This is a genomic window from Bradyrhizobium ingae (genome assembly GCF_055791185.1).
Window position 1 is genome coordinate 166813 of the sequence record NZ_JBVUBB010000014.1, and the last position, 15051, is coordinate 181863.

The 15051-nt window shown below is 58.8% G+C and carries 5 protein-coding genes; 4 read left to right on the forward strand and 1 reads right to left on the reverse strand.

From position 1 onward, the window contains the following. The first annotated feature begins 149 nt into the window (after positions 1–149). The 3 genes from xopAD (at position 150) to ACV1FX_RS21470 (ending at position 11537) form a co-directional block, all read left to right on the forward strand. Positions 150–7901, forward strand: a complete 7752-nt coding sequence (gene xopAD / locus ACV1FX_RS21460; protein WP_473119539.1) for a XopAD/skwp family type III secretion system effector — start codon at positions 150–152, stop codon at positions 7899–7901. A 1065-nt stretch (positions 7902–8966) separates the two neighbouring features. Further along, positions 8967–9269 (forward strand): hypothetical protein, encoded by a 303-nt coding sequence (locus ACV1FX_RS21465; protein ID WP_473119540.1) that lies wholly within the window; start codon positions 8967–8969, stop codon positions 9267–9269. A 783-nt stretch (positions 9270–10052) separates the two neighbouring features. Further along, complete coding sequence (locus ACV1FX_RS21470) at positions 10053–11537, forward strand: coproporphyrinogen-III oxidase family protein (RefSeq protein WP_473119541.1); 1485 nt, start codon at positions 10053–10055, stop codon at positions 11535–11537. A gap of 366 nt (positions 11538–11903) precedes the next feature. On the opposite strand, the gene ACV1FX_RS21475 is transcribed toward ACV1FX_RS21470, so the two are convergent. Next, positions 11904–13286 (reverse strand): FAD/NAD(P)-binding protein, encoded by a 1383-nt coding sequence (locus ACV1FX_RS21475; RefSeq protein WP_473119542.1) that lies wholly within the window; start codon positions 13284–13286, stop codon positions 11904–11906. 855 nt (positions 13287–14141) lie between these two features. Here ACV1FX_RS21475 and ACV1FX_RS21480 point away from each other — a divergent pair. Next, complete coding sequence (locus tag ACV1FX_RS21480; RefSeq protein ID WP_473119552.1) at positions 14142–14789, forward strand: DUF938 domain-containing protein; 648 nt, start codon at positions 14142–14144, stop codon at positions 14787–14789. The last annotated feature ends 262 nt before the right edge of the window (positions 14790–15051 follow it).

Consider the following 15051-nt stretch of genomic DNA (forward strand, 5'->3'; position numbering starts at 1 on the left):
TAGCCGATGGCGGGCGCGAGCGGTCCGCGGGACACAAGCGTGGCGCCCAAACTCGCAGGCCAAGCTCCTCCCGTTCCGGTGTCGATCCCTTCGAAGCCGATCTGCGGCCGGAAAGCTCGCAAACAGGTGCGCTGCAACTGCGCCGAGGCGTGTCGGGACTGGACGCGGAATCGGGAACGTATCGTGCCGGCGATGAAGGAGGTCATGGCGTCCACGATTGGCGTCATACCACTTATCGCAACGCGCAAGATCCCGAAGGCGGCTCAGCCCATTCTCGTCTTGCGGATCGGCGAGATAACCGAGCCACCGAAAGTTCGCGAACGGGCACACTTGCGCCGCACGCGCAATCGGCCTCGCTGCTTCCCTCCAGGGCAGGTAAGCGCCGCTTCGACGAGCTGGCTGGGCACCGCCCGCATGCCGCGACATCAGAACGGTATGGACGTGCAGAGCTCGAGAGTGGAAAAGTTCGCGCAGCGATCGAGACCATTGATCGGGCCTGTCGCGCGCATGACTTCAATCAATTCTCTCGAACCGTGGTCGACCATACACAACAGAATAATTCCAAGCAGTTGAAGATGCCTGGGCTAGCAGCTTTTCTGCAAACGGCCGCGGCTCTTTTCAAGACTGAATTCGTCCCGCTATGGGAAGACAACCTCCGCTACCAGCAATCGTGGGGCTACGCTACGACCTGCAATGCAGTGAGCCGGGAGGCCGGAGGTCAAGCGGGTATAGACGCTTGCAAGGCCATGGCAGCTTGCCTGTCACGACTTGATGACACCCTCATGAGGAAAGTCGACCTCAAGGCTTTTTCCCTTTTTGCGACTTCATTCGGGCGGCACACACAATCGAGTAGGTGCCGCAATGGAACAATCAGGATCGCCGAGTTCTTTCGCGATGATCATGAAGCGCTTCAGGAGCTGAACGAACAGAGTCTCTCGTTGCTCGCGAACGGATTTAGCAAATGGCCGGAACGGGCGGAGTGTCGGCAAGCCACGGTCGCGATTGCGAGCGAAGTCTCTCGCCGCGCCCGCGGTGCGGGGTTCTCCCATGCCACTCAGCAGCAACTGTCCAACCTGGCAAACGCCTTCTGCAAGTGGCCCGACGAGGCGAAGTGCTGCCGGGCGAGCGTCGTGATTGCCGATGAGGTGTCTGGTCGCGCACAACTTTCCGATTTCAATCCGCAGGCACTTACGAACCTGGCGAATGCGTTCTGCAAGTGGCCGGACCGAACGAGCTGCAAGCGCGCGACGATCGCCATCGCCAGGGAGGTTGCCGGGCGCCGGCTGGGTAATTTTGAGCCGCAGGGCCTGGCGAACCTGGTGAACGGCTTTGACAAGTGGCCGGACGAGCGGCCTACCCGGCGAGCGGCCGTCGCAATTGCCGGTGAGATCTGCCGCCGGGACATCTCTGCGTTTACGCATCAGAACCTGTCCCTCCTTGCAAACGGCTTCAGCAAATGGCCGGACGAGGAGAACTGTCGCGCGGCCATAGTGGCAATTGCCGGGGAGGTCCTCCGCCGCGGGCTCGGCCATTTCACGCCACAGGCATTGGTGAACCTCGTGAGCGGTTTCAGCAAGCGGCCCGAGGAAGCGGACTGTCGCGCAGCCACAGCGGCAATCGCCGGTGCGGTCCTGGGCGGGCGACTGCGTGGTCTTACTCCGCAGGGCCAGACCGTCCTGGTAAACGGCTTCAGCAAATGGCCGGAAGATCCGACCTGTCGTGCGGGCACCGTGGTCATAGCCTCTGAGGTTCTTGAGCTCGCCCGCCGAACCGACGGTCTTTCTGACTATCCTGCACAAGACCTCGCTGTGGCGGCAAATGGTTTCAGCAAGTGGCCGCATGAGAGGGGCTGTCGTCAGGCAACCGTCGCGATTGCCGACGAGATCCTCAGGCTTCCTGACCGCCTTTCTCATTGTATGCCACAGGAACTGGCCAGTCTTGCAAACGGTTTCAGCAAGTGGCAGGCAGAGCCGGCCTGCGGCGAAGGCATAGGCGCAGTCGCCCGAGAGACCCTTGGCCGTGCCGACCGCGACCGTCGGCTCACTGGCTTTACCGAGCAGTCGCTTTCGAACCTGGCGAACGCTTTCAGCAAATGGCCAGACCAGAGGCTTGTGCTTCAAGCCACGATCGCAATCGCCGGTGAGGTGCTCAGCCGCTCCGATCGGCTTTCGGCTTTTACCCGCCAGCAGTCCGCGAACCTGGTGAACGGCTTTTGCAAGTGGCCGACTGATGAGAGCTGTCGCCGCGCGACAGCCGCGATCGCCCGCGAGCTATGCGACCGCAACAGGCTATCCGGTTCTGATAGCCAGGGGCTGGCGAACCTGCTGAACGGCTTTGGCAAGTGGCCTGCAGACGAAGACTGCTCCGAAGCCGCCGCCGCGATCGCTCGGGAGATCCTCAGTCGCCGCCGCCTCTGCGAGTTTACTCCGCAGCAACAGGCTGACTTGATGAACAGCTTCATCAAATGGCGTGGAGAGACTTCGTGCACCCAGGTGATGGTACACCTTGCGCGGGACCTTGGTCGGGGAGGTGAGCGGTTCGCTGTTTTCAACACGCCTCAGCTCAGCATGATCGCCAATGCTGTGGGACGAAGTTTCATGAGGGCGGAAGAAGGTGGAGAGATTGCTGACGCCACTTTGCTCAAGGACCGGCTGCAGCAGCTGGTTCATTACTTGCACTATGCAAATGATCGGCTCGAGCAGGCCGATGTCTTGAGCATAACCAACATCTTCAAGGCGATTGGAAAGGCCCGGCTTTTTGACGAACTCGGTCAGCTCGCACCAACAGGCTTGACTAGGCTCGAGGAATTGCTTCATGCCTCGGGCTTTGCCCGCGAGAACAACCTCGAATCCATGGGCAATATTTGTATCGCTCTGCTGCCGCTGGCGCGCAGCCCGCAGAAGTCGATGCAGTGGCACCGGAGGCAAGCTCTCAACCTACTCAATGATCTGCAACCAGTATTGGAGCAGAAAATAGCGGCATATCTAGCGGCAAACACAGCCGAGCGGCGGACCCAGAGTTCGTTTTCGGCCCGCCGTCCCGCACTCTCGATTTTTCAGGTGCTCAAGGCGCGTAAGGTCCTGGAGACTTTGTACCGTCGGCCGTATGTCGAGGGCAACAAGTCTGATTTGGCGATGAGGCGGCAACAGCTGGAGCATGTGACCAAGAAGATCCTGGCGGACACACGAGCCCTGATCGAAGGCGATCTTTCCAACATGAGCTGGAATCTGATCGCGCAGATCGAGGCGGACGATGTGGTTGATGCGCTCGACTCATTCATGTCGCTCGATGAGGGCGCGATCCAAACTCAACATCCCTCGTCCGTCTTCGATACGCACCAGGTGTTACGAACCATGGATCACGAGCCTAGACCGCCGCAGGACAAGGCAGGTCTGATGCAGTTGCCAGTCGTGGACATGCAGGGGCGCCGACTGCCCACGGCACCGGAGACGCGATACTCGATGTTTCATCGCTTGACCTCGGGAGCGTTACCGGTCGTCGCGGTGCAACTACCGAAAAAGCCGAGCCCCTTCATGTTGAGGCGCGTGTTCTGTGTCGATGATGTGCCCTACCGGATGGACCTGTTCGGCGGGAGTAAGTTAAAGGCACCGAAACCAACCCTGTCGCAGATTGCTGCCGTCGCTCCAGGCGAGCAAAGACCAGCGGGTTCCGGCGGGAAGCTGTTGGCGATTCCGTATGCCGACACCGCACCGGGCACGGCGTTCGAGCGGCTATCGCGCGCCTGGGCCCCGTTTAAGGAAGCCTATTATTATACGCAGCGCAGGGGGTTTGCCGCGCCACCTGTTATCAAAGATCTCGGCCCTCATGACTACGCTCTGGAAGGTGCCTTTAAGTTGTCGCTGCTGCCGGACCGCGCTGCCGGCGAGGACCATCCCTTTAAGCTGATTGGTCCAGACGGGCCGATCGCTTTGCGCCCGCACGATGGTTGCGGCTTCATCAGAGCCTCGTTAGCCGAGCGCATGTTAGCTGTTCGCCGAGGTGGTCAGCAGGAAGGTCCTGATCGGCTACTTGCCTACGGTGAGGAAAGGAAGGCGTCGCTGCCCGCCGCGGCGCTGCAATTTTATTCGCGCAGCGAGCAAGTGGCGCAGGAAGTCAGCGAGAAAACCAAAAGCTGGCTTGAGAGGAGACAAGGGGAGCCACTGAGTTCGGAACAGCTGTATCGGACCGTGACGGCCGGACACATCGAGGCCCCCGGCGCGATCGCCGTGCCCTCCGATGATGGCCATCTGCACGTGCCCAAGCTCAAGAGCGATACGTTGGCTGGGGCGGCTGGTGTGCTGATCGGCCGCTCGCCATATGATAAGGCAAACCTGCGCCCGTTCACAACCGAACGCGTAAAGACGGCATCTGAAGGTGACCCCACAGCGGCGTTCCTCGATAAATGCGTGGCATTTCAATACAGCTTTAATGTCGCCGAGAAGTCCGGTGATCAACTGGCGGCCGACGATCCGGCATTTTTCGCAAAAGGCATTCTGATCGTGGTGCCTGATGAGGCGTGGCCGGCCAACTATCGAGATCGTGGGCTGGTGATGTCGGCTGAGGACGTGAAATCCCATTCGAGCTGGACCGAGCGCAAGGACCGTGTGACGGCGGACACCTCACTCGATTGTGTCGGCATGCTCCAAGCCACCGAGGTCTTCGCTCCCGGGTCCCTGGTTGCCGTCCCGCCCGATGAACAGAAAAAGCTCGACGGCGACTTCGATGGGGACACCGTCATTATTATCGGGGACCGGCCGCAGCTTTATGAGCATGTCCGGCAGTTTGATGCCGAGGAGCAGGCTCGCGGAGTCCGCTCGCTCAAGCCGCCAAAGTCGCATACCCCCGCGATCGAGGACGGCAGGTACCAATTTAGTCGTGGCAACCAGATCCTGGCAGCCACGCAGGACACTTTGGAAACTTATAGCACTCTGCAGAGAAACTTTCTGGCTCAATCCGATCAAGCCCGGCGCTGGTTTGCGGAACGGGCCATCTTTGGCATCTACGAGGGCGTTGACCACGAGTTCAGGCAAGAGATCCGTGACTTATTGAACCGGGAGGAGACGAGCGGGCAGGATATTCAGGCCACGCTCGAAAGGGCGATGCGCGAGATCGACGTCGCAGAGCACCCAATCGCTCGCGAGGTCACCGAGTTGCTCGTGGCCGACTTAGAGGCGTGGGCTTCGAGCGCGGATACCCCGGTCCCGGTCGAAACAGAAAGCGCCTCCGATCTCGACCCTGGGCTGAGCCAGACGGCTTGCGAGCTTTTTCCGGACTTGGCGGACGCCTATCGGGCCTCCGCTCACCCGCGAGACCGCGTCCAGGCCTTACTCGATCAATATCCCGCGCGTATCGATCCACGACCGGATGGTTACGAGCCGGACGACGTCGTACAAAGCGCAATCAACCTCCTGAGCCTCGGCAACAAGGTCGGGACCGACGCCTATAAATCCGATACAAGCGCCCGCCTATTCCTTAAAAAAGGCCAACACCTTCAGCGCCTCCTGCACAAGACGCCGGGCCTGAAGGCCGTGCCTTATATCAAAGGCGTAGCTGCCACGCTCATGCATGGCAGGTTCGATGTCGATGCGTCCCTGGACGATCTGAAGGACAATCCGACGCTAGCGGCTTCAATCATGGAAGCCTCAATCAAGCTCGCTGCCGACAAACACATCCTCCCTAAGCCCTCCGGTCGACAGCTCCCCACGGAGGATCTTGCTATGGCGATGACTTTGACCAGCGCGGAGGCTGCCGACCGCGCCGGGGCGGAGTCTGTCAGGGCCGTAGAAGAAGAGAACGACATCACCACGGCGACCCTTCGGGTCGCCGAGATGCTCAGGCGGGCGGATATCGAGGTGAGCATGCCTCGTTTAAATCGTTGCTTGAGATCAAAGGGGTCAATGACAGACCAACTGACGGGAGCGATCATCAAGTCTGACGGCAACACCCAGCTGATCAGCAACGCCGTGCGTCATCTCTTCGAAATCCCTGGCAAGGATTTCACAAATGGTTTCAAGAAGGCCATGTTGGCGTTCGATGAGCGGGGCTACGCCGAGGTCAGCACCAGGAATTGGTTCAGGATGCGAGATCCAACCTTCCTCGGCGTCACCACAGTACTGACCACGCCGGACGGCTATCGCTTTGAGGTAGAGTTCCATACGCCACAGAGCTTTGAAGCCAAGATTGCCAATCACGATACCTACAAGGAGCGAGGCAGGCTGCGGCTGCGAGCGAGTGGAGATGCTCTGGACGAGGCTACGCAACAACTCGCCCAGCGCGCGCGGGAGGTCTGTAAGGGCGTGCCGATCCCGGAGGGCGCCAGAGAGATTTCCCACTGGGGAAACGAACTCGACGCCCGATCAGCTGCCGGCGCCATCTTTGGCCCGCGAGCTGCCGAACGGTCAAGAATGCCCGAGAGATCACTGATCGCAAAAGAGGTTGTCTCTGTTCTGGGCTCGCGGCCGGTTGTGCTTGTCGGACTACCGGCCGCCGGAAAGTCCCGCATTGGGCCTGCTCTCGCACGACGACTGGGGCTCGCCTTCGTCGACACGGACAAGAAAATTGAAAGGGAGACCGGTATGGCGATTACGCAAATTTTCGCCGCCAAAGACAAAGGCAAGCAGTGGTTCAGGAACCGCGAGGCGAGCTTGATCGCGCAGTTGGTCGAGAAAGGGAACTTAATCCTTGCAACCGGCGGTGGCTCGTTCGAGCGTGAGGAAACGCGGCGCCTCATCCTGGATAAAGCGGTCTCGATCTGGCTCGATACCGATCGCGGCGAGATTTGGAAGCGCCTTGCAAATGACACCAGCCGGCCGTTGTTGCGGGTCAACGAGGCGGAGGAGACCTCGGGCGAGGGGAGTGCGACCAAGGTGGCCATCAAGAAGGAGCTCTTCGAGGAAATCGTCAAGGAGCGAATTCCGCAGTATCGCCAAGCAGATATCACGGTCGTTCCGCCCCATAAGAGGAATGACAACAAGAACGCGGATGCGTGTGTGACGGCGCTGCACGGCTATCTCTGTGGCGCCGCCGGGGAAGAAGCTTCGTTGGCCAGCTCGCTTCAGGGACTTCCCACAGCGTCAAACCCTCCAAGCGCGGAAGCTTCGGTTCGGCTCAAGGAGCAGAGCCAGGGACCCGCGGCACCATCACCTGCGAGCACATCGCGGTCAGTGTCAGACGTCTACCGCAGCGTTGGGTCCGTGGTTGATTTGCCCTCGACACAGCAGATGATGCCTGATGATGCTCATGATCCGCGGGTTTTTCCGCGCAAAACATCCGATGATCAGGTCGCTTCTTTGGATCCGACAGCCTCGCTCCACGCCAGCTTGGTACCTGGCGCCACGGAATGGCTGGGTGACGAGCATATCGCGGCGGACTACGCGCTCCTTAACAAGCAGTTGCGGAGGGACGATCCGGGTCTGGCGGCGCAGACACGGTTCGTTCAGCCGGCCCAAGCCCATCTGCTGCGCTTGACCCAGAGCCCGAGCGGCTGGCTGGAAACTTTCCAGCGGATCGTACATGACCGGGATGGTAACGATACCGCCAGGTTCCTGCTCATGCCAGTGAGCGATGGTGATGCTGGTGGCGAAGGCACGCATTGGTCGCTGTTGTTCGTGGATCGGCACGCGCCGGAGGGAGCGCTTGCTTACCACTACGACTCCGCCGGGGCACACAACACCACAGTTGCAGAACAACTCGCAGCAAGACTCGGCGTCCGTCTGCAGCTAGCTCGCATAACCCGGCAGCAGAACGGTTATGATTGCGGCGTCTTTGTCGTGGACGCCACGCGGGCGCTGGTGAGACGATTGGCGCAAGGAGAGCGGCCAGGGCGCGAGCCGCTGCACCTTGACCACCTCGTCGCCGATCGGCCGGCGCTCCAGGACCGACTTGGAGCTGACATGGCTTAGGCTGATGAAGTTGGCTCGAACAGCTCTCGCCGACACGAGGATGGCAGGCTCGCCTGAACGAGCCGGCCAAAGTGGGTCCCCTCTCCTTGCGATTTGAGGATCTGCCGATACGTCGGCCAAGATGCGCCCTCTTTCCAGGTCGTAGGCAGGCTGGCGAGCAACAAGTCGATCGGCAGGTCGCCGCAGGAGTTGATCAGCCGCCGGCCGTACCGCCGGCGGTCCTTAAGATGCCGTCGGGGTTGCGTTATCGACGGACCTTTCTTCCGCACAGACGACTTCGCTGCCGGCTAAAGCATGATCCGGACCCGGAGGGCCGCGTTAGCGCAAAAGTGTGGAGCGGTTCTTCCTCGCGACAAACGCGGAAACGCGTTTGCGCGGAGATCATGCTCAAACAACAACGTATAGCGCGATGACGATTCATCCTGATCTCATCGCGCTTCAGCTGACCTTGCCGGGGTGTCGATCAGCTTCCAAAATTTTGGACGCCGACCCCCTTAAAGCTTGGGGCGGCAATATTTTGCTCCGACGCAATCTTGGAGCAGCCCCCTTGTTGCTGCGCCGATTATTTTTTCTTGGATCAGATCGATTTTGCCAGGGCCGTACATCTGCCTGCCTGACGAGCGCGAGGCGGGTGATCTGCTCCTTTCGTCTGTCCGTTGGACCAAGGTGAGGTCGTCGCGGCCGAACCGCCGCTTCATCATTCGAGCCGCCATGGGCCGAATGAGACAACGAGATTGGCACGCCCGAACGGGCTCGATCCACACGACATTCTTCGACAGCGCGCGTGACGGTGACCTCAAAATCGCAGCTTTCGACCCCAGGAATAGCCGGACGAGCGCGAGCCCTGCAGTCCAATAGGAAAGGTCTTGGCGGTTGTCATGCTCGTCGGGAGTTGCAGATCGTGTCGGTCGCTAAGCGCAATTTTTCGTTAGCGTCAAGCATTCGACCACGCGTGCAAAGCCAAGAAGAGGCATGGGCCGCATAGAACCTTGCGGTCCAATGGTAGCGCATCTTTGCTCTCGTCGAAAGAGAAAGTCAGTAGCCATGAGAACCTTGATACCATCCATGCGCTATCTTCGACGCGGCGTCATCATTTGGACAAGCGGGAGCGAGAGTTCGTTTGGTGTGGAATGGTGTGTGTTCTATTCGCGGTCTTCCGGGCGAAGAGTTCTTCTACGTTCTGAACACTTCGGAAAAAGTTCTCCGCTGCTGTGGCCTTGGGACGAGCCTTCGGCAGACTACGAATATGTGAAGCCAGCAGAGCCGGAGCCGTTGCTGCTCTTTGCAAGATACGAGTTCACCTGCATCAAGCGCAGCCATTTCAGACGAGTCTTCCTGCAAATCCTCTTTGCTGACGCCGCATCATGAGCGTGATCGCCGCGCGGCGGCTCGCGGTGATCAGCACCGCGCACGCACCCGCTCGGCATGCCCGCCAGCGCCAGGCGGGTGTCAACAGGCGGGCTCCAGCGGTTCTCCATTAGCCGATCCCGGATGAAGCGCAACGTCGTCTGCCTGCCATGGAGCGGAGTGAAAGAAACTCGGCCGACAAGAGAAACACTCGAGGTCGTAACCTCGCCGTTCTGGACACTTCGCGGGGCGGATGTCCGAGTCCGCGCTTAAGTGAGACCGTCATCACGCGACATTTTTCAGCTGTCGTGCTTCAATCGTGTTCGGCTCTAGACGCTGATGTCCAGAACCGAACACAGCGCGCAAGTCTATGCCGATGTGGTGCTAAGCCGATAGTTTTCGCCTCTTCACGCAAGCCTCGTAGGACGTTTTTGATGGCATGCCAATTGCTGGACACGGAGAAGGATGAGCAGCACGTTGTGCTCTCACTGTCCAGGATTTGAAATGAGCGTGCCGACTGGTCCAAATCAATGCGATGGACGCTGCCTCCGTGAGTGCGGTCCCGCTGGAAGTTCGCTGCGACATGCCGGTGCCGCTGTCGTTATCCGTGCCGAATTATGACCGTCGGTGTCGCGGAGTGGATGGCAACGCAGGATATGATCTGCATGGAGCCGAGGCAGCCAGGCTGTGGGCTCGCGCGAATTGCACCGCGCCTTTATTGACACCGAACCGACGGTCGCCCCTCTGACGCCTGTGTGTCGTCGCGCCCTGCCTTCGTACGATAGCTAAAGGAGACAAAAAGATATGCGCGCGCCAAGCTATTGCGAGGCTCTAGAGTTCGCGATCGACCGCTCGTACGACATCAACCTCGACATGCTGAGGGCTCGAAAACTACACCTTGACACCTACAATGATTACCTTGTCGGTACCTATCCACCTCTCAAAGCAATGGGTGAGCTGAATGCCGAAAGGCTGTTGAGCGAGATTACCTCGTCGATCGATCTCTACTTTCACATCCCCTTCTGCAATCAGTATTGCACCTTTTGTCATTTCGCCAAGGAAATCAATCCACGTCCCGGGCGAGTGGAACGTTACCTGGCGGCTCTAGATAAGGAAATGAGTTGGTCGGACGCGGCGCTTGCCGGCAGAACTATCGAGACAGCGTTCTTTGGCGGCGGCACCCCGTCAATGCTGACAAACCCACAACTCAAAACGCTATTCGACACGATCAAACAGCGCTTTGATCTATCGAAGTCCGAAGTCAGCTTCGAATTACATCCCTCTCTTGCAAAGCAGGTGGATGCCGCAGATCGCATATCCACTCTGCTCAGTAATGGCGTAAACCGCTTCGTGCTGGGCGTTCAAAGTCTTGACGAAAACATTTTGCGTATCTTGAACCGCGGTCACGGTGTGGGTGAGGTGAGTAAGCTCGTCAAACTGCTGAATAAGATGGGGGTTCAGAATCTATCGCTGGACCTCATCTATGGATTGCCGCAGCAAACGCTGCGGAGCTGGTATGACTCGCTCATCGGTCTATTGAACATGGGAGTGGAGAAATTCAACATATTTCCATTGTTGTTCAAATCGACGGACCCCATAGCTCGCCATTTGAGCAGAGGGCGATATCAATTCGCCGGGGCGAAGGAGCGCATCATCATGCATTTCATGGCGGAGCACATCCTCACGAGACTTGGCTATCGCCACGGTCCGATCTTCTTCTGGACCAAGAAGTCGCAGCCGCACTCCATTCAGCAGTGCCGCAAATACGATTCATGGAACGACAATAATCTGATCCCGTTTGGGGTTGGCGGATTTGGCTACGTGAGCCAGTGCCAGTTCTACAACGAGGCAGATTTAGGTCGCTACTTGCTTAGGGTCGAGCGTGGCGAGAAGCCAGTGTGGAAAGGTATCGTCCTGTCGCAAGACGATCTGATGCGCAGAACGGTGATGCTGGCGTTGCGAAGTAGCGGAGTGTCGCTCTTTCGTTTCGAGAGGGAATTTGGCGTGTCCATGGAGCAATACTTTCGTCGCGAGCTCAAAAAGCTAAATGAAGCGGGGCTCATCAGTGTTTCAAACGAAGGCGTGCTCTCGCTAACCACTGCCGGCATCATCAATTCGGGCGCGGTATCGCTGCAATTTTTTTCCAACCATGTGCTCGAGCGAGCCGCACGCACCGACAGCAGGATCTTAGATAAACGAAGTGATCTTATCGAGAAGCACGACTACTCGCCGGCCGCCCGATACGGGGCAACCGCCGAAATGCAAGCTGTTTTTAACCAAGGCCGGTGAGTGCGCGCTGTGGTCTTAAGGTACTCAATAGTGCTGATCTCAGCACTGGCGCCCCGAGCGCGTGGCTGAATGACCGAATTGTGAGGCCGTCATCGCTCGTTTCGGGAACGATACGCGACGTGGTATCACGCGCCGCTGCTTCGCGACGCGGCTCCGCCGGCGGCTATGGCATGGTCGCGAATGTCCGGATCCGCGAACTTATAGGCGACGAATTCATCCGGCCGAAAGCCCGGTGCTCGCGGCCGATCGCTCCCATCGAGCAGCTCACGCTGATGCCTCCCAGAGCAGGTTCGAACTAACCGTTCCCGCATTTTTATCAATGTAGATGGCCGCATTCATTCGGCGAGCGTGAGCGATCAGACGCTTTCATGATGCGGTTCGCCTTGATGCCTCGCCGCCGGTATCGGCGAGGAGGGCAGCAAGTGCCGCACATTGGTTGCGAATGTCGGGTATCGCGTTGATCTCCCAAAAGGCCGCGCGCGTGAGCGGGCCCACCGCGAAGAGGTGGCGCGAAGTAGCGCCGGCGCGGCTGATGACGGCACAATTTCGATCAGTCTCAATGCCAATGCAGAGCGGATCGGCACGGCACAGGCCGCGGTCGAATAGACTGCGCACTGCCGGATTGAGCGTCGCGCGGGGGTCTTTGACGATGCCGGTGCAATCGACGACCGCGCCAACCTGGATGTCGAGAGGATCGGAATGCCCCCGCAGGCGGTACTTGATTCTCGTGCCGGTATTGTTGGGCTCGATGCTGATCACCTTTGCTGCCATCAGGGCAAGCTGACCTCTGTCAAGCACCTCGGCAATGCGCGCTTCGACTTCCGGAGCCATCCGATGCCGATGCACGTCCCACCAAGCGCGTGTGTGTTCGAGAAAGCGGCGTTTCGATGTCTGCGAAAGCTCATGCCACAGCCGCTGGGTGTAGGGCCGAAGACCGTCGATGACGCTGCGCCAGTCGCCGCCTTGTGCCGCATTCCGGTCTATGTGGTCGCGAAGCCAGCGCAGCAGGTGACTAATGCTGGCGCCAAAGGGAACGTCCGCCTCCTCAATTCGCAAAGCATCGATGTGGCGGTGGGGTTTTGCGAGCAGACCGCGCCGTGACATCGCGATGATAGGTCCACGATGGCCGTCGCGCAGCAACGATAGGACGTAGTCGACCATGGTAAGCCCCGTGCCGAGGATCAGTACGGTTGCCTCGGTGTCGATGTGAGCGGCCGACGGTGGTGCCCAGGGATTTGCATGACCCGGCAGGTTGGCTCTCGTATCATGTCCGGTTGCGAGAACGACGTTGTCGGCCATGAGCGATCGGCCATCATTCAGCTTGACCGACACGCGGGCCGGACCCTCGTTAATATCGACGCAAGTCGCGTGCAGGATCGACAGTCGCCGTGCGCCCGTCGGATCGGATGTCTGCTGCTCAAGCAGACTGGCCATATAGTCGCCATAGATGCGTCGTGGCACGAAACAATAGGGATCGGGACACAGCGACGCGTCCGCGTTATGCGCGTTCAGCCAACGCCAAAAGTGATCTGGTTGGTCGGGTATCGCGCTCATATTCGAGACGCGTACGTTGAGCAGGTGATCGGGGTTGCCCGTATGATAGGCAATACCGCGTCCGATATCGGGACGCTGCTCGATCAGCGTGACGCGTAGATCGCCAGTCGGCCGATGCAGCAATTGATAGGTCAGCAGGACGCCGCTGGCGCCGCCGCCGATGATGATTACGTGCCGCCTACTGGAACTCGTCATGTTATCACTCTACCGATCAACAGCTGGCACCACTGTGCGGTGCCAGGGGCGGCAATTGTCTGAAATCTCATGATACGAGGCATCACCATCGATGTGGGGGGCGCTGGTGCCGCGTGCTGCTCAAAATCGCGCGCCTTTGACCTAGATATAGCCGACAGATGCGAGCAATGCGGTTCAAGTAGGAGATTGTCTTGTAATTGTCATGTTGGTCGGTAGCTGCAGTGTTCAACTAGCCAAGATTATTTCCGCAATCGTTGAGTCATCCGACCAAGCTGGCAAAGCCAAAAATATATGCATATGGGCAACATAGAGCACCCTTTTTCCAGTTCTCTCGATGATAGCAGGTCCTTGCCCTGGTCGAGAGAGAAAGTCAGCGGTTGGCGTAACTTTGAAATCATCAACACGCCCTGATCTCTTTTGTAGGAAGTCGTTATCGAGGCGAGCTCGGAGAGAAAAAGTTATTTTGCGTGAACCGTGTGGCCTAAGACGTTCTACCTTCGACCTAGCGAAAAGTGTTTTGAATGCTCAGTGGGCATCTCCGCTTGCGGTGACCGTTGCGGTTTCACGATCACGTCACCGGCGCGAACGGAAATGACCCGAACAGTCGGTCAAGCCGACCATACACGTCCCCGTCAGGCGCTTCGGTCAGATGATAGCCTTCCCCTCATTGCCGGGTCCACGCGATGATTTGGGCCGAAAGTGGAAAAGTGAGTTTGTCTCCGGGCGAGCGACCTACGTCGCCGCGTCGACCGCGCCGTGACTGGGGGCAGGTCTCCGGGTGGCAAACTTGCTCGATCTTTATCGCGCTGCGACCGAAGACCTCTTGCTAGAGTACGGAAAGCGAGGAATACGCCAATGTCCGGACCAAGGCCTGATATCGATCCGCATCCGCTCAGCCCGTATGTTGCCTGGGCGGGCAACCGCAACAAGCATCCGATCCTGAAGACGTTCGAAGAAATCTTTCCCACGCAAGGTGACGTGCTTGAGCTGGCGACAGGCGCTGGATTGCATATCAACTACCTCGCACCAAATTTTCCGAACGTGCGATTTCAGCCCTCCGACTACGATCGAGACGTCTTTGCGTCCATCAAAAGATGCCGCGCCGGAGCCGGCAACAAGAACGTTGCTGATCCCATTCTCATTGATCTCACTGTCCCTGCGACTTGGCCAGGCGCCGATGAGCGGCTTTATGACGCCATCTTCGTCATCAACATCTTCCAAGTTGCGCCGGTCTCGATCGCCGATGGTGTCGCTGCGCTTGGCGCAAAACTCCTGAAGCCATCTGGTTTTGTCGCCGTCTATGGTCCCTTCAAACTTGACGGGAAGTACACCACGCCATCGAACCTGGCCTTCGACAGGGAGATTCGGGCGGCCGGTGTGCCAGAATGGAGTCTCAAAGACGTGCGGGACCTTCAGAGAGCGGGCGAGAAGTATGGATTGACGCTCGATCAGAAGTTCGACCTACCAGCCAACAATTTCGTTCTGCTCTTCAGCAGATCCTGAAGGAGATGGCGCGGCCAGTCCTGGAACTTTCTACGCTGGCGCGTTACGGAGCGAATTCGACTATGTCAGAGCGATGATCCCGCGTACCTGCAGGCAATTTAGCACCGTATCAGCCGACTGCTCTGGTTGCAGGCCTAAAGCGTGATGGCATTAAGTTCGATAGCCTGAATTTTTGAGGTAGTTGGCGCATTCCTCGGAGGTGAAGGCATCGAGTGCGCGGCTGATTGCGGCGCAGACCGCGTCGACGGTTCGCGCGGCAGCT

What these genes read in the sequence shown, in the direction of transcription:
- ACV1FX_RS21465 (WP_473119540.1), top strand. Translation starts at nt 8,967, where the DNA reads ATGCGCTATCTTCGACGCGGCGTCATCATTTGGACAAGCGGGAGCGAG.
- ACV1FX_RS21470 (WP_473119541.1), top strand. Translation starts at nt 10,053, where the DNA reads ATGCGCGCGCCAAGCTATTGCGAGGCTCTAGAGTTCGCGATCGACCGC.
- ACV1FX_RS21475 (WP_473119542.1), bottom strand. Translation starts at nt 13,286, where the DNA reads ATGACGAGTTCCAGTAGGCGGCACGTAATCATCATCGGCGGCGGCGCC.
- ACV1FX_RS21480 (WP_473119552.1), top strand. Translation starts at nt 14,142, where the DNA reads ATGTCCGGACCAAGGCCTGATATCGATCCGCATCCGCTCAGCCCGTAT.